This window comes from Variovorax paradoxus (assembly GCF_009755665.1).
GTDB lineage: Bacteria > Pseudomonadota > Gammaproteobacteria > Burkholderiales > Burkholderiaceae_C > Variovorax > Variovorax paradoxus_G.
The window spans coordinates 44,238-59,984 of the sequence record NZ_CP046622.1; the positions used below are offsets into that span (position 1 = coordinate 44,238).

The 15,747-nt window shown below is 66.4% G+C and carries 17 protein-coding genes; 12 read left to right on the top strand and 5 right to left on the bottom strand.

Annotated features, from left to right (window positions below; all coding sequences use genetic code 11):
• Positions 1–40 precede the first annotated feature (40 nt).
• Both GOQ09_RS00195 and GOQ09_RS00200 read left to right on the top strand, forming a co-directional pair.
• Positions 41–730 (top strand): response regulator transcription factor, encoded by a 690-nt coding sequence (locus GOQ09_RS00195; protein WP_157611156.1) that lies wholly within the window; start codon positions 41–43, stop codon positions 728–730.
• On the top strand, positions 727–2,184 hold the full coding sequence (locus GOQ09_RS00200; RefSeq protein WP_242630943.1) for a sensor histidine kinase: 1,458 nt from the start codon (positions 727–729) through the stop codon (positions 2,182–2,184). The genes GOQ09_RS00195 and GOQ09_RS00200 overlap by 4 nt, the downstream gene beginning before the upstream one ends.
• A gap of 10 nt (positions 2,185–2,194) precedes the next feature.
• Here the strand turns inward: GOQ09_RS00200 and GOQ09_RS00205 are convergent, their stop codons facing one another.
• The 5 genes from GOQ09_RS00205 to gstA all read right to left on the bottom strand — a co-directional run bounded on the left by GOQ09_RS00205 (position 2,195) and on the right by gstA (position 7,330).
• Complete coding sequence (locus GOQ09_RS00205) at positions 2,195–2,680, bottom strand: RidA family protein (protein ID WP_157611157.1); 486 nt, start codon at positions 2,678–2,680, stop codon at positions 2,195–2,197.
• Positions 2,681–2,748: 68 nt separating this feature from the next.
• A complete protein-coding gene (locus GOQ09_RS00210; protein WP_157611158.1) occupies positions 2,749–3,852 on the bottom strand; it encodes an alkene reductase in 1,104 nt (367 codons plus the stop codon).
• Between the two features lie 95 nt (positions 3,853–3,947).
• The gene (locus GOQ09_RS00215; protein ID WP_157611159.1) at positions 3,948–5,798 is read right to left on the bottom strand and encodes an acyclic terpene utilization AtuA family protein; all 1,851 of its coding nucleotides are present in this window, start codon (positions 5,796–5,798) and stop codon (positions 3,948–3,950) included.
• Entirely contained in the window at positions 5,795–6,577 is a 783-nt protein-coding gene (locus tag GOQ09_RS00220; RefSeq protein WP_157611160.1) for an enoyl-CoA hydratase-related protein, read from the bottom strand. The genes GOQ09_RS00215 and GOQ09_RS00220 overlap by 4 nt, the downstream gene beginning before the upstream one ends.
• Positions 6,578–6,721: 144 nt before the next feature.
• Positions 6,722–7,330 carry a glutathione transferase GstA gene (gstA, locus tag GOQ09_RS00225; protein ID WP_157611161.1) on the bottom strand — a complete coding sequence of 203 codons (609 nt, stop codon included), beginning with the start codon at positions 7,328–7,330 and terminating at the stop codon, positions 6,722–6,724.
• A gap of 178 nt (positions 7,331–7,508) precedes the next feature.
• Between gstA and GOQ09_RS00230 the strand changes: the two genes are divergently transcribed.
• The 10 genes from GOQ09_RS00230 to GOQ09_RS00270 all read left to right on the top strand — a co-directional run bounded on the left by GOQ09_RS00230 (position 7,509) and on the right by GOQ09_RS00270 (position 15,733).
• Positions 7,509–7,694: a DUF1328 domain-containing protein gene (locus GOQ09_RS00230; RefSeq protein ID WP_126746582.1), complete on the top strand. Its 186-nt coding sequence runs from the start codon at positions 7,509–7,511 to the stop codon at positions 7,692–7,694.
• Complete coding sequence (locus GOQ09_RS26055; RefSeq protein ID WP_165442054.1) at positions 7,694–7,840, top strand: hypothetical protein; 147 nt, start codon at positions 7,694–7,696, stop codon at positions 7,838–7,840. The genes GOQ09_RS00230 and GOQ09_RS26055 overlap by 1 nt, the downstream gene beginning before the upstream one ends.
• Positions 7,841–7,876: 36 nt before the next feature.
• The gene (locus GOQ09_RS00235) at positions 7,877–8,764 is read left to right on the top strand and encodes a transglutaminase-like domain-containing protein (RefSeq protein ID WP_157611162.1); all 888 of its coding nucleotides are present in this window, start codon (positions 7,877–7,879) and stop codon (positions 8,762–8,764) included.
• Between the two features lie 180 nt (positions 8,765–8,944).
• Positions 8,945–10,903 (top strand): tRNA uridine-5-carboxymethylaminomethyl(34) synthesis enzyme MnmG, encoded by a 1,959-nt coding sequence (gene mnmG, locus GOQ09_RS00240; protein WP_157611163.1) that lies wholly within the window; start codon positions 8,945–8,947, stop codon positions 10,901–10,903.
• Positions 10,900–11,541: a 16S rRNA (guanine(527)-N(7))-methyltransferase RsmG gene (gene rsmG, locus GOQ09_RS00245; protein ID WP_157611164.1), complete on the top strand. Its 642-nt coding sequence runs from the start codon at positions 10,900–10,902 to the stop codon at positions 11,539–11,541. The genes mnmG and rsmG overlap by 4 nt, the downstream gene beginning before the upstream one ends.
• 115 nt (positions 11,542–11,656) lie before the next feature.
• Positions 11,657–12,271 (top strand): LysE family transporter, encoded by a 615-nt coding sequence (locus GOQ09_RS00250; protein ID WP_157611165.1) that lies wholly within the window; start codon positions 11,657–11,659, stop codon positions 12,269–12,271.
• A gap of 7 nt (positions 12,272–12,278) precedes the next feature.
• Entirely contained in the window at positions 12,279–13,190 is a 912-nt protein-coding gene (locus GOQ09_RS00255) for a ParA family protein (protein WP_157611166.1), read from the top strand.
• A 43-nt stretch (positions 13,191–13,233) separates the two neighbouring features.
• Positions 13,234–13,779, top strand: a complete 546-nt coding sequence (locus GOQ09_RS00260; RefSeq protein ID WP_157611167.1) for an RBBP9/YdeN family alpha/beta hydrolase — start codon at positions 13,234–13,236, stop codon at positions 13,777–13,779.
• Complete coding sequence (locus GOQ09_RS00265; RefSeq protein WP_157611168.1) at positions 13,779–14,729, top strand: ParB/RepB/Spo0J family partition protein; 951 nt, start codon at positions 13,779–13,781, stop codon at positions 14,727–14,729. The genes GOQ09_RS00260 and GOQ09_RS00265 overlap by 1 nt, the downstream gene beginning before the upstream one ends.
• Positions 14,730–14,836: 107 nt before the next feature.
• The gene (locus GOQ09_RS00270; RefSeq protein ID WP_157611169.1) at positions 14,837–15,733 is read left to right on the top strand and encodes a CsgG/HfaB family protein; all 897 of its coding nucleotides are present in this window, start codon (positions 14,837–14,839) and stop codon (positions 15,731–15,733) included.
• The last annotated feature ends 14 nt before the right edge of the window (positions 15,734–15,747 follow it).

The window sequence follows — 15,747 nt, forward strand, 5'->3', positions numbered from 1 at the left end:
CTTCGCGCAAGAATAGGCTTCTCAACCCACTACACACACCATGCGAATCCTGCTTGTCGAAGACGATGCCGTACTGCGCGACGTGATGCTGCGCAGCCTTGCGGATGCCGGCCATCGGGTCGACGTGTCGGCCAATGTCGAGGACGCCGACCATCTCTGGCGCGTACAGCCTTTCGACGCGGTGCTGCTCGACCTGAACCTGCCGGCCACTGCAAGCCCCACGAGCGGCCTGGCAAGCGGCCTGACCGCCCTGCGCCAGGCGCGCGCGCGAGGCGACCGCACGCCGGTGCTGGTGCTCACGGCGCGCGGCCGCACCGAAGAACGCATTGCGGGTCTCGACGCCGGCGCCGACGACTACCTGGGCAAGCCCTTCGATCTTGCGGAGGTCGAGGCCCGCCTGCGCGCGCTGGTGCGCCGTGCCAAGGGCACCGAAGACATCGTGCTGCTCGGGCACCTCAAGCTCGACCGCAAGGCGCGCCGCTTTTCGACAGCGAACGGGCCGCTCGACCTGCCGGCGCGCGAGTTCGAAGTACTGTGGGAACTGATGAGCCCGCCGGGCCGCACGGTGAGCAAGCGGGCACTCTCCGACAAGCTGTCGAGCTTCGACGAATCGTTGGGCGACAACGCGCTGGAGGCCTTCATCTCGCGGCTGCGCAAGAAGCTGGTCGGCTCGGGCGCGGGCATTCGCACGCTGCGCGGTATCGGCTACCTGCTCGAAGCCGAAGTGTGAGCCGCACCGCACCCGCCGCGCCGCGCCGGCAGAAGGCCGCGCCTTCGCTGACGCGCCGCGTGCTGCGCAACGTGCTGGTGCCGTTGGCGCTTACCTGGATGCTCGGCGCGGTGATTGCGCTGGTCATCGCCAACTACTTTGCCGAGCAGGCCTTCGACCGCAGCATGCTGGACGACGCCTATGCGCTCTCGGCCAACGTGCAGGCGGGCGAGCGCGGCATCGAGCTGCTGCTGTCGCCGCGGGAAGTGGCCACGGTGCTGTTCGACCAGGTGGACCAGGTGTATTTCGCGGTGCAGCGGCTCGATGGCACGCTGATCTCGGGCCAGGCGGGCTTGAACGCGCCGCTGCCGGCGGAGGGCGCGCGCCATCGTTTCTCGGACGTGAACTACGACGGCAAGGTCTTGCGTGCCGTGGTGCTCGATCACGCTGCCGATCCCGGCCTGCTCATGCCCTACCGCGTGATCATTGCGCAGACCACGCTGAGCCGCGCAGCGCTGGTGCGGCAGCTGCTCGGTTTTGCGCTCACGCCGCAGGCACTGCTGCTGGTGCTGCTTGCCGTGTGGCTCTGGCGTGGCATCCGGCGCGACCTGCGTCCGCTCGGCGCACTCCAGCAGGCGCTCGACCGTCGCGACGTGTACGACCTTTCGCCGGTGGCGGTGGTCGAAACCTCGCGCGAAGTGCAGCGCCTGGGCAATGCGGTCAATGCACTGTTCGAGCGGTTGAACCACAGCGTGCGCGCGCAGCGCGAGTTCGTGGGCAACGTGGCGCACGAATTGCGCACGCCGCTTGCCGGCATTCGCGCGCTGGCCGAATACGGCCTTGCGCAGCCCGACTCCAAAGTGTGGCGCGAGCAGCTTGCGCGCGTGGCCGAACGGCAGGCCCGCGCGAGCCATCTCATCGACCAGCTGCTGGCACTGGCCCTGGCCGACGAGGCGCGCACCGGCCTTGCGCGAGAACCGGTGCGGCTCGACGTGCTCGCCGAACAGACCGTGCTGCGGCACCTGGCCCGCGCCGACACGCGCGGTGTCGACCTGGGTGCGCGCGGCCTCGACGAGCGCGTGACTGTGCTGGCGAACGAAGCCCTGGTCGAAGGCATTCTCGACAACCTGATCGACAACGCGCTGCGCTACGGCGGGCGCACCATCACTGTCGAGCTGGCCGGCCGCACCTTGAGCGTGATCGACGACGGCCCGGGCATTCCGCTCGAGGCGCAGCGCGACCTGATGCAGCGCTGGGCGCAAGGCCCGGCCGGCCAGAAGCTGGGGCAGGGCTCGGGGCTGGGCCTGTCGATCGTGGCGCGCTACGCGGAGCTGCTCGGCGCCGAGCTGCGGCTCGATGCGGCCGAGCCATCGGGATTGCGGGTGAGCGTGACTTTCGCTGAGATTCATCACCGTCCGCTGCAGGACGACTACGACGGCAGTGCGCCGGGCGGGGTGTCCGGCCCGGCCTCGTAGCGCTCCGGCGTCAAGCCTCGAATTCCACTTCGCCTTCGATCTCGACCGGGATGTTGAACGGAAGCTCCGCCATGCCCACGGCGCTGCGCGCATGCGCACCGACATTGGGACCGAAGAGTTCGAGCACGAGGTCCGAGAAGCCGTTGATGACGGCCGGCTGCTTGTCGAAGCCCGGTGCCGAGGCCACCATGCCGAACACGCGCGTCCACGCGGTGATGCGGTCCAGGTCGCCGAGCGCGCGCTGCAGGCTGCCCAGCATCGCCAGCGCCGTCAGCCGTGCCGATGCGTAGCCTTGCTCGACAGTGAGTTCGCGGCCCAGCTTGCCGAGCGGCGCGGCAATGGTGCCGTCGGCATTCAGCGGTCCGTGCCCGGAGATGATCGCGCGGCGGCCGACGATGCGCACGAAGCTGAAAGGCAGCACCACGCCGGGCGGCGGCGAGACCGGCCGCGGCAGCACGAGGCCGAGGGTTGCGAGTCGCTGTTCGATGCGGGCCATGGCGTTTGTCTCCTGCGGCGGGTCAATGTGCCGCCGCATCTTGCCATGGCCTCGCGCCGCCTTGCGAATCAGGCCAGCGTCGGATAGTCCGTGTAGCCCTTGGCGCCGCCGCCGTACATCGTGGCCTTGTCCACTTCATTGAGCGGTGCGTTCTCGCGCAGGCGTCGCACCAGGTCGGGGTTGGCGATGAAGGGCTTGCCGAAAGCCACGAGGTCGTCGCCCTCCTTGACGGCTTCATCGGCCAGCGGCTTGTCGTAGCCGTTGTTGACCATCCATGCGCCCTTGCCGCCGGCCTGGCGGTAGGCGGCCTTGAGTGCCTCGTAGTCGAACGGACGGTCTTCGATTTCACGCGGGCCGCCGGTGGCGCCTTCGATGATGTGGACGTACGCCAAGCCGAGCGGCGCGAGCTGCTTCACCACGTAGGTGAAGAGCGGCTGCGGATCGGAGTCGTGCACGTCGTTGGCGGGCGTGACGGGCGACAGGCGGATGCCGGTTTTGCCGCCGCCGACCGCATCGACCACGGCGCGCGTGGCTTCGAGCAGCAGGCGGGCGCGGTTCTCGATGCTGCCGCCGTAGTCGTCGGTGCGCTTGTTGCTGCCGTCCTTCAGGAACTGGTCGAGCAGGTAGCCGTTGGCGCCATGCAGTTCCACGCCGTCGAAACCGGCGGTTTCCACGGCATTGCGTGCGGCGGCGGCGTAGGCGTGGACGATGCCGGGCAGCTCTTCGGCGTCCAACGCGCGGGGCTCGGAGGTTTCGACGAAGGTCGGCACGCCGTTCTTGATGAGCACGGTCTTCGTCTTGGCGGTGATGGCCGAAGGCGCGACGGGCTTGCCGCCTTCAGGTTGAAGTTCGGTGTGCGACACGCGGCCCACATGCCAGAGCTGGACCACGATCTTTCCTCCCTTGGCGTGCACCGCGTCGGTCACGCGCTTCCATCCGTCGAGCTGTTCGGTGCCGTAGAGGCCCGGCACGTCGGCATAGCCCTGGCCCTGGTGGCTGATGGCGGTGGCTTCGGTGATGAGCAAGCCGGCCGAAGCGCGCTGCGCGTAGTAGGTGGCGGCCATCTCGGTCGGGATGGCATTCGGCGAGCGGTTGCGCGTGAGCGGTGCCATCACGATGCGGTTGGCGAGTTGCAGGTCGCCAGCTTGTACGGGGTCGAAAAGAGAAGGCATTGCGTGAACCGGAGATTGCCGGAAAGAGTGGGACAGAGGCCGCGAGGCTAAGCCCGCGCGGCCAACCCTGCTGCGGCACGGTTGCCCGTTTGCTGCTAGGCGCCTGCCGCGGCGTGGTCTGCCGGTGCGCCTGCCTCCAGTAGCGCGAGCCATTCGGCGCCCACGCGCACCGGCATTGCGAGCAGGATCTGCCCCATGCCCTTGCCGAGCGCATCGTTGCGCAGCGACGCCATGCCCCCGCCGCCCAGCGCCTGTTCGCAGACGAAGTTGAAGGCACCAATGCCTGGCACTTCGTAGCGTGTGACCGGGCCCTTGACCAGATGCGCGAGCCATTCGGCCACGCGGGTTTCGGTCAGTTGCTCGCGCAACAGCGGCAGCAGGGCAGGGTGGCGCGTGATGACGCCAATGTTCGAGGTGTCCCCCTTGTCGCCGCTGCGCGCCCAGGCGAGGCGGATGAGCGGGACCGCGACGATGTCGGCATCGGCGTCGAAGGATGCAGCCTGCGGTTCGTCAATGCTCGTCGGCGACTTTGGCGAGAACGTCTCTTCGCCGGCAACCGGCCCTGCATCGCACGGCACTTCGATGCGCTGTCCGTCGATCTCCACGCGCGCTTCCACCTTCGACTTGTCGAGCAGGAATGCGTACTGGCGAATCGACGGCGACACCGCAGAGCGCCCACTGGCGGCCCCGGTGGTGCCCGGCGCCCACGAGGTGCCGGCCGGTGCCACCTCGCGCGCGAAGAGCTCGAGCGCTTCCTTGCGCGGATGCGTGACCGCGATCCGGAGCACCGCCTCGCGCGTTTGCGTCGCGCGTGCGTGCGGGCCGTAGCAAGACTCCGCGCCAAGCACCTCGAGTTGCGTGCCGCTGTACGGGCCGTAGTCGTGCTGCGCAAACAGTGTGCTCGTGCGCGTGAGGATCGCCTCGCCGGTGCGTTGCGCCTTGGCCACCGCATCGAAGCCGACGATGGTGAGCTGCGATGCGGCCTTGAACCCATCCACATAGGTGGCGCAGACCTTGTAGCTTGCAGTGGGTGCGCGGCCGCGCGCGCCGTGCACGCGCACGCGGTGGTTGCCGGCCTGTTCGATGCGAACCTGCGTGAAGTCCGCCACCACGTCGGGCAGCAGGTAGGCCGAGGGGTCGCCGATTTCATACAGCATCTGCTCGCCGACCACTGCTGGCGTCACCTTGCCGCCCGTGCCCGAGGGCTTGGTGACGACAAAGCGGCCGTCGGCATGGCACTCCACGATCGGGTAGCCGATGTTCGGCCAGTCGGGCACGGTGTCCCAGTCTGTGTGCAGGCCGCCCGTGGCCTGGCAGCCGCATTCGATGATGTGGCCGGCAAGGCTGCCGGCCGCGAGCAGGTCGTGGTCGCCGGGCTGCCAGCCGAACTCGTGCATCAGCACGCCGAGGATCACGGCTGAGTCGACGCACCGGCCGGTGATGACCACCTGTGCGCCTGCGTCGAGCGCGGCCTGGATGGGCGTTGCGCCCAGATAGGCATTGGCCGTGAGCACGCGCTCCGGCAGCGGTGCGCCGCTTTGCAGTTCGCGCACCGCGGGCTGCTGCTGCCGAAGTTGCGGCAGCAGCGGCGAGACATCGTCGCCGCTCACCACCGCGATCTTCAATGCAATGCCGTGCTCGGCCGCGAGCGCGGCCAGCGCATCGGCGCAGCCCTGCGGATTGACGCCGCCTGCGTTGCTCACCACGCGGATGCCTTGCTGCACAACGTCCTGCAGTACTGCCTTCATCGCAACGGAAACGAAGTCGGTGGCGTAGCCGAGCTCCGGCTTCTTGAGCCGCGCACCCGCGAGGATCGACATGGTGAGTTCGGCCAGGTAGTCGAACACCAGGTAGTCGATCTGCCGGCTGGCCACGAGCTGCGGCGCGCCCACGCTGCTGTCGCCCCAGAAGCCCGATGCGCCGCCGATGCGCACGGTGCGGTTCATCGCCCGCTCCATTGCGGCTTGCGCTTTTCGCGAAAGGCGAGCTGGCCTTCCGCCGCGTCTTCCGTCAGAGCGAAGAGGCCGATCTGGCTTTCGGTGAACGCCATCGACTCCTCGAAGGCCATGGCCTCGATCTTCTTCATGGTGTACAGGCCGCGCCTTATCGCAGCGGGCGATTTGTCGAGCAGGCGCCCGAGCAGCCAGTCGACGCTCGCATCGAGGTCGTCGCTCACATGGTTGACGAGCCGGTACTCCAGCGCCTGTGCAGCGGTGATCGGTTCGCCGGTGATGCACATCTCGGCCAGTACGCGCCGCGGCAGCAGGTTGCCGAGCACGCTGAGCACCTGCGCGGGGAAGAGGCCGACCTTGACCTCGGGCAGGCCGAACACGGCCTGGCTGCTGGCCACGGCCATGTCGCACATGCCCATGATCCCCATGCCCCCCGCCATGCAGGCGCCGTTGACGCGCGCGATCAGCGGCACGGTCGAGTGGCGTGCCTGGCGAAAGAGGTTGGCAAAGCCCTGGTGAGGCTCCGCATAGTCGAACTTGAAGGAGGTGCCGCTCTGCAGATCGGCACCCGCGCAGAATGCACGCGTGCCGCTGCCGGTAATGACGACGGCGCGCACCGCGCGATCCTGGTTGGCGCGCGCCAGTGCATTCGACATTGCCGAGAGCACGCCCGCGCTGATGGCGTTGCGGCGCTCCTCGCGGTCGATGGTGAGCCACATCACGGGCCCGCGCATCTCCTCGCGCAGTTCTGGTGGGGAAGGGGCTTCGGCCATCGTTCGGTTCCTTCACTGCAAGGTCTGCATTCGACCCCTAGCGTGGTCCGAAAAAAAAGCCGCAACATGCGGCTTGTGGCTGAAGCGGCCCGGGTTTTCCCTAGAGGGCCGGTCCGCTTTCAGGTGCGTTCTGAGGGCTTCTTCTTACTTCAGCAGGCCTTCGGCCTTCATTGCCTCCTGAACGGCGGGGCGGGCGGCCACGCGCGCGTGCCATGCCTGCACATTGGCGAAGTCCGAAATGTCGACGCCGGTGGGCTTGGCCCAGTTGGTCACGGTGAACAGGTATCCGTCGGCCACGCTGAAGTGGTCGCCCATCAGGTACTGCTTGTCGGCGAGCTGGCCGTCGAGCCACTGGTAGCGCGACCTGAGCTTGTCCTTGAAGATGGTCTTGGCTTCTTCGGGCATGGCCGAGTTGAACAGTGGGCTGTAGCCCTTGTGCATTTCGGTGCCGATGAAGGTGAGCCACTCTTGCAGGCGATAGCGCTGCAGCGTGCCGGCGGCCGGCGCGAGGTTCTTGGTGGGCGCGAGATCGGCAATGTACTGAACGATGGCCGGGCCTTCGCGCAGGCGTGTGCCGTCGTCGAGCTCGAGCAGCGGCACATAGCCCAGCGGGTTGATGCCGTAGTAGTCGGTGCCGTCCTGCAGCTTGTGGCTCTTGGTGCTGGCCAGCACGGGTTCGAAGGCGAGTCCGGCTTCGTGCAGTGCGATGTGGGGCGAGAGCGAGCAGGCGCCGGGTGAGTAATACAGCTTCATGCGAGAAATCTCCGAAGGATGTGGATAGCGAAAAAATCTTTGGACCGCCTGCATGCTAGCGGGTTTCACGATGCGCGTTTTGTCCTACGGCCGCTCGCGCGCGCCGACTATCGGTGCGGCGGCGGGCCCTTTCTAAGCTCGCCGCAACGGTGGGGTGGCCCATCACAAGGAGTTTCAGATGTTGAAGTACGCGATCATTTTTGCGGTCATTTCGCTGGTGGCCGGTGTCCTGGGCTTCGGCGGCGTTGCTGCCGGCGCGGCCGGTATTGCCAAGCTGCTGTTCGGCCTGTTCCTGGTGCTGGCGGTGATCTTCGTGGTTCTCGCGGCGCTGGGAATCGGGGCAGTCAAAAAGGCAATCGATTGATGCACAGCCTTGTTCCGCGGTGGCCGCGCGCGCGTCCGCTGGGCGTACTGCTGCAGAGCCCGGCCCACCGCGTGATGCGGGTGCTGCTGGTGACGCAAACGCACTGGCAGCTTCCCGAGCACCGCTCGCGCCGCCGACGCGCCTGAACCCCGATCGACAACAACAAACCACCCAAGGCGCGCATGCACATCTCCCACATCGAGGCGGAACTCGGCTACGAAGTCAGCGCGCCCGCGCACATGCAACTCAACATCGAGGCTGCACAGGCCGGCTCGCAAGCCGTGATCAGCGAAGCGCTGACCATCGAGCCGCCGACCGAGGTGCAGGTGTACTGCGACGAGTCGAGCGGCAATCGCTTCGTGCGCTTCGATGCGCAGCCTGGCCCGCTGAAGATCCGCTACAAGGCGACCGTGCAACGCAGGCAGGTCGACGTGCCGCTCGATCTGCAGGAGGTGCCGGTCAACCAGGTGCCGAACGAAATCCTCCACTACATGATGCCGTCGCGCTACTGCGAGTCGGACCTGATGTCGCGTTGCGCGCAGCAGCTCTTTGGCGATCTTGCGCCGGGCATCGGCCGGGTGCAGGCCATCGTGGACTGGATCTACGACAGCATCACTTATGAGCCAGGCAGCAGCGACTCGACGACGACCGCACGCGAAGTGTTTGTGGAGCGCGCGGGCGTGTGCCGCGACTTTGCGCACCTGGGCATTACCTTCTGCCGCGCGCTGAACATTCCGGCGCGGCTGGTGGTGGGCTACGTGTGGTTCGACGAACCGCCGCAGGATTTCCATGCTGTCTTCGAAGCCTGGCTTGGCGATCGATGGGTGCTGTTCGACCCCACGCGCATGGCGCCGGTCGACCGGCTGGTACGCGTGGGCACCGGGCGCGACGCCAAGGACGTGGCCTTCTGCACCATATTCGGCGCCGTGGCCATGACAGGCAAGACGCTCGTGATTCGCGAGCTGCAGGACGAGAGCGTGGCGCCGCCGGCCGAGCCCGAGCCCACGGGGGCGCTGGTGGGCATCGAAAAGCCGGTGCCGGTGGTGGAGCTGGCCGCCGCTGCCGATTAGGCCTTATCCACACTTAGTTGTTTGCTATCAAATATATAGCAGACACGAGGCGGTGAGCGCGGGTCCGAGGCGTTTCAAAGCGATTAACCACGTTGCCCCCATTCCAGGCGCAAAGCAGCACCCCCGATTAAAATTGGTGCCCCCTTTGCGCAGCGCACGCGTCAGTGCGCCCCCTCTCTCATGCTGTATCCCGAAGAATTCGATGTCATCGTCGTTGGCGGTGGCCATGCCGGCACCGAAGCCGCGCTTGCTGCTGCCCGCATGGGCGCCAAGACGCTGCTGCTCTCCCACAACATCGAGACGTTGGGGCAGATGAGCTGCAATCCATCGATCGGCGGTATTGGCAAGGGCCACCTGGTGAAAGAGGTCGATGCGCTTGGCGGCGCCATGGCCATCGCGACGGATGAGGCGGGCATTCAGTTTCGCATTCTCAATTCGAGCAAGGGCCCGGCCGTTCGCGCGACCCGCGCCCAGGCCGACCGCGTCTTGTACAAGGCCGCGATCCGCCGCCGCCTGGAGAACCAGCCGAACCTGAGCCTGTTCCAGCAGGCGGTCGACGACCTGATGGTGGAGGGCGATCGGGTGGTGGGTGCCGTTACGCAGGTGGGCATTGCCTTTCGCGCGCGCACCGTGGTGCTTACTGCCGGGACTTTTCTCGATGGCCGCATCCACGTCGGCCTCGACAATTACCAGGCCGGGCGCGCGGGCGACCCGCCGGCCATCAGCCTTTCGGCGCGGCTCAAGGAGCTGAAGCTGCCTCAGGGTCGCCTCAAGACCGGTACACCGCCGCGACTCGACGGCCGCACCATCGACTTTTCGAAGTGCACCGAACAACCGGGCGACGGCATGCCGGGTGGGGCAGGGCCGATGCCCGTGTTCAGCTTCATGGGCCGGGTCGACATGCACCCGCAGCAAATGGCCTGCTGGATCACCCATACCAACGAGCGCACGCATGACATCATTCGCTCCGGCTTCGACCGCAGCCCGATGTTCACCGGCAAGATCGACGGCGTCGGTCCGCGCTACTGCCCGAGCGTGGAAGACAAGATCAACCGCTTTGCCGACAAGGAAAGCCATCAGATCTTTCTCGAGCCCGAAGGCCTGACGACCAACGAGTACTACCCGAACGGGATTTCGACCAGCCTGCCGTTTGACATCCAGTACCAACTCGTTCGCTCGATGCCCGGGCTGGAGAACGCCCACATCCTGCGGCCAGGCTATGCCATCGAGTACGACTACTTCGATCCGCGCGAGCTCAAGAGCAGCTTCGAGACCCGTGCAATCAAGGGCCTGTTCTTTGCCGGCCAGATCAACGGCACCACCGGCTACGAAGAGGCCGCCGCCCAGGGTTTGTTTGCCGGCATCAATGCCGCGCTTCAATGCCGGGGCGACGATGCCTGGCTGCCGCGCCGCGATGAAGCGTACTTGGGCGTACTGGTCGACGACCTCATTACAAAGGGCGTGACCGAGCCGTACCGCATGTTCACCAGCCGCGCGGAGTTTCGGCTGCAGCTGCGCGAGGACAACGCCGACATGCGCCTGACCGAAGCAGGGCGCAAGCTCGGCCTGGTCGGCGACGAGCAATGGGACGCTTTCAGCCGCAAGCGCGATGCTGTTTCACGTGAAACACAACGCCTCAAGTCGATCTGGGTGAATCCGCGCAACCTTCCGGCGGCAGAGTCGGAGCGCGTGCTCGGCAAGGCCATCGAGCATGAATACAACCTAGCCGACCTGCTGCGCCGGCCTGATGTGAGCTACCAAACATTGATGTCGCTGGACGGGGGAAAGTACAGCGCGGCCTCGGCACTCAGCGAAACGGAAATCGAGCAGATCGAAATCTCAGCGAAGTATTCCGGCTACATCGAGCGCCAGCACGACGAAGTAGAGCGCGCCGCGCACTTCGAGAACCTGCGGCTGCCGGCGGATTTCGACTACAGCCAAGTCAAGGCACTGAGCTTCGAGGTTCGCCAGAAGCTCGACAAGCACCGGCCCGAAACGCTGGGCTTGGCTTCGCGTATCTCGGGCGTAACGCCAGCTGCAATTTCGCTGTTGATGATCCATCTGCGAAAGGGCGGCCACAAAGCGTTCAACCGCGACGCCGCCCCGGAAGCGACCGCAGAATCGCAGTCCGCCCAATGAGCGCGCCCATCGAAACGCTGCGCCAAGGCGCGGCAGCCTCGGGCAGCGCTTTGTCCGACAAGCAGGCGGAACAGCTGTTGGCTTACGGCACGCTCATGCTCAAGTGGAACAAGGTCTACAACCTAACGGCCTTGCGCGACCCTGCCAGCGTGTTGACACACCATCTGCTCGACAGCCTGGCGGCGGTAATGCCGCTGCAGCGCGAGTGGGCAGGGAAGGGGAAACTACTCGACGTCGGATCCGGCGGCGGGTTGCCGGGCGTGGTGATCGCCATCATGCGGCCGGATCTCGATGTGAGCTGCCTCGACGCGGTTGCCAAGAAGGCGGCCTTCGTTCAACAGGTGGCTGCCGAGCTTGAGCTGCCCAATCTGCGCGGCCTTCATGCGCGGGTCGAGTCGCTCACCGGCAGCTACGAGGTCATCAGCTCCCGGGCCTTTGCCTCGCTTCCGGATTTCTTCAACGGATCGAAACACCTCCTGGCTTCCGGCGGTATCTGGCTGGCCATGAAAGGCAAGGTGCCGAGCGATGAGCTTGCCGTGCTGCCGGAAGGCGTTGCAGTGTTTCACGTGGAACAACTGGCGGTTCCGGGTCTGGATGCCGAGCGCTGCATCGTCTGGGCGCGCAAAGAAACGGCCTGATCCGGCAAAAAAGAAGCGGCGACGCCGGTGAAAGCCGGCGCCGAACGCTCCTTGCGGCACCTGCCTCGCTTAGACTCGACGCCTCCCCCTGGCTCTCTTTTCCGAGGCAAATCCCATGTTCGGCATTGCTGACTACGGCGCATTCGTTGTTGCCATCGTCCTCTTTCTCCTGATTCCCGGTCCGGGCAACCTGGCGCTGATCACCTCGACCAGCAAGGGCGGAATCCGCGGCGGACTGGCTGCCACTTTCGGCGTGATCATTGGCGACCAGTGCCTGATGTGGGCGGCGGTGGCGGGCGTGTCGGCCGTGCTGGCCGCTTACCCGACCGCCTTTGCCGCAGTCCAGTGGCTGGGCGCAGCCTACCTTGCCTGGCTCGGCTTCAAGATGCTGCTCGCCAAGCCCGGCGCAGCGCCGATCCTCAACATTCGCCCAAGCCACTTCTTGCGGCAGGCGCTGATGATCACCTTGCTCAATCCCAAGGCAATCGTGTTCTACATGGCTTTCTTTCCGCTGTTCGTCGATCCGGCGCGCCACCAGGGCGTGGTCACTTTCGGCGCCATGGCGATAACGATTGCAGTGCTCACCTTTATGTACGGCCTCACGTCCACACTGCTCACGCACTATCTGGCCGAACGCATCCGAGCCAATCCGCGTATTTCAGGCGCCCTTGAAAAGCTCGCGGGTGTCTTTCTGATTGCCTTCGGCGTCAAGCTCGCCATTTCCCGCTGATCTCCACATGGCCAAGATTTTCTGTATTGCCAACCAAAAGGGCGGCGTCGGCAAGACCACCACCACCGTCAATCTTGCCGCCGGCTTGGCCAAGGTCGGCCAGCGGGTGCTGATGATCGACCTCGACCCCCAAGGCAATGCAACCATGGGCTCGGGCATCGACAAGCGCCAGCTGGAGCTGACGGTGTACGACGTGCTGCTCGAATCGGCCTCCGTGGCCGAGGCGCGCGTCAAGGCGGACAAGCTGGTGGAGGGCGGCTGCGGCTACGACGTGCTGGGCGCCAACCGCGAACTGGCGGGCGCCGAGGTGGAAATGGTGGCACTCGACCGCCGCGAGAAGCGCCTGCGCACCGCGCTGGCCGCCGTCGGCGCCGAGTACGACTTCGTGCTGATCGACTGCCCGCCTAGCCTGAGCCTGCTCACGCTCAACGGGCTGTGCGCGGCCCATGGCGTGATCGTGCCGATGCAGTGCGAGTACTTTGCGCTCGAAGGGCTGACCGATCTGGTCAACACCATCAAGCAGGTGCACGCCAACCTCAACAAGAACCTGCAGATCATCGGCCTGCTGCGCGTGATGTTCGATCCGCGCATCACGCTGCAGCAGCAGGTAAGCGAGCAACTCAAGTCTCACTTCGGCGACAAGGTGTTCGACACGGTCATTCCGCGCAATGTGCGGCTTGCCGAGGCGCCAAGCTACGGACTGCCCGGCGTGGTGTTCGATCCGGCCGCCCGGGGCAGCCAAGCCTTCATCGCCTTTGCCAAGGAATTGGTCGAGAAGATGCCGCCGGCCAGCGCATTCGCCTCCGGCGCGGTGGCGCCGCCCATCGCGGAGGTTGCGCCGGCCGCTCCGAGCCTGGCGATTCCCGAGGACGTGCTGGCACCTGCCGCCGCACCCGATACCAGCGAAAAAAGCATCTGACGCCGTCCACCCTGGACGCGCGCCTCAAGTTCTTAGCAAGCAAATGACAATCTCACGCATCCTGCTGCTGCCGGGCTGGCAGAACAGCGGCCCTGGCCACTGGCAAACCCGTTGGGAGTCGCTGTATGGCGATCACCGCGTCGAGCAGCATGACTGGATGCACCCGTTGCGCGGCGACTGGTCCGCGCGGCTCGAGGAAGAAGTGCTGGCCGCCTCTGGCCCCGTCGTCTTTGCGGCGCACAGCCTCGGTTGCATCCTGGTGGCCGCCTGGGCTGCGCATTCGCGCAACACGCACAAGGTGCGCGGCGCACTGCTGGTCGCACCCGGCGACCTGGAACGCGACGACCTGCGCCAGCTGATTCCGGGTTGGGCGCCCATCGTGCGCAAGCCGCTGCCATTTCCGGCGGTGCTGACCGCCGCCAACGACGATCCGTACTGCGACGCCAAGCGCTCCCGCCAGATGGCGGCCGACTGGGGCGCGCGCTTTGTCGATGCCGGCGCGGGCGGCCATTTGAACGCCGAGTCCGGCCTGGGCGACTGGCCCGAAGGCCGGCAACTATTGAACGAAATCTCGAAAGACAAGCACTGATGGCGACCAAGAAACCCAAGGGTCTGGGGCGCGGCCTCGAAGCGCTGCTCGGCCCCACGGCCGCACCCGCCGCCGACAACAACAACGCAGCGGAAGAGGGCGCCTCGGCGCAGAACCCGAACACGCTGATGCTCGACCAGATGGTGGCCGGCGTTTACCAGCCGCGTACTCGCATGGACGAAGGCGCGCTGTACGAGCTGGCCGAGAGCATCAAGGTGCAGGGCATCATGCAGCCGATCCTGGTGCGCCGGCTGGACGAGGCATCGGCTGCCGCCAAGAACGCCGAGTACGAAATCATCGCCGGTGAGCGCCGTTTCCGGGCCGCCAAGCTGGCGGGCCTCGACCGGGTGCCGGTGCTGGTGCGCGACGTGCCCAACGAAGCCGCGGCCGCCATGTCGCTGATCGAGAACATCCAGCGCGAAGACCTCAACCCGCTTGAAGAAGCCCAAGGCCTGCAACGCTTGGTCTCAGAGTTTGGGCTCACTCACGAAGCTGCCGCGCAGGCGGTGGGCCGCTCGCGCAGCGCCGCCAGCAATCTGCTGCGCCTGTTGAACCTGGCCGAGCCGGCGCAGCAGATGCTGATGGCCGGCGACATCGACATGGGCCACGCCCGCGCCCTGCTGTCGCTGGACCGCGGCACGCAGATCACCGCCGCCAACCAGATCGCCGCCAAGAAAATGTCGGTGCGCGAGGCCGAGTCGCTGGTGAAGCGCCTTGCCGCCGAATTCACGCTGACCCCGTCGCGCCGTGGCAACGACGGCGAAAAGTCGCGCGACTTGCAGCGCGTGGAAGAAGAACTGGCCGACCTGCTCACTGCCGAGGTCGAGGTCCGCATCAAGAAGCGCAGCAAGCGCGGCGGCAAGGTCGAGGAGAGCGGGGAGCTCGCCATTCACTTCGGCTCCATCGAAGCCCTCAACGGCCTGATCGAACGCATCCGCCGAACGGCCTAGCCAGCGGGCTGCGGCTCGGACTTTTGCGCAATTGCTTCTTGCAATCTTTTACGCGTATCCTCTCCGCTGATTTTCAAATCGCAAATCTCGAGGAGAGGGAGTCCTTCATGAAATTCAACAAGTTTCCCGTCGCGGCCGTGGCCGTGGGCGCGCTGCTGCTGACTGGCTGCGTGACAACGGACATGCAGATGGGCAGCCAGGCTGCCAAGACCACCGCCACCGGCAGCGCCGCCGGTTCGGCAACCGCCGGCGAAAGCAGCCAGCTCGAGCGCTGCGAATCTCCGCTCGGCACCGTCTCGCTGATCGAGAACGTGAACTCGGGCTGGTACACCATCCTTACCGGCGAATACCGCCTGCCGCCCACGGCCAACCTGCTGCGCCTCTTGGTGCAGCAATCGAACTGCTTCGTGGTGGTCGAGCGCGGCGCGGCCGGCATGAACGCCATGAACCGTGAACGCGCGCTCATGCAGTCGGGCGAAATGCGCGGCGGCAGCAATTTCGGCCGCGGCCAGATGGTGGCTTCCGACTACGGGCTTTCGCCCGAGATCGTCTTCAGCAACAGCGACGCGGGCGGCATCGGCGGCGCCTTGGGCGGCCTGGTGGGCGGCAACCGTGGGCGCGCCCTGGCTGCGGTCGGCGGCAGCATGCAGACCAAGGAAGCCAATGCGCTCCTGACGCTCATCGACAACCGCTCGGGCGTGCAGGTCGCGGCCTCGGAAGGCAGCGCCTCCAAGACCGATTTCGGCGCCTTCGGCTCGGTCTTCGGCGGCCGCGCCGGCGGGGGCCTCGGCGGCTACACGAACACTGCCCAAGGCAAGGTGATCGCCGCGGCCTTCATGGACGCGTTCAACCAGATGGTTCGCTCGCTGCGCAACTACAAGGCGCAGACGGTGCGCGGCCAGGGCCTGGGCGGCGGTGGCCGCCTGGGCGTGGACGGCGGCGCTGCGCCGTCGCAGACGTCGGCACCTGCGGAGCAAGCCGCACCGGCCCGCCGCCGCAGATAAAACACGCGGCCATC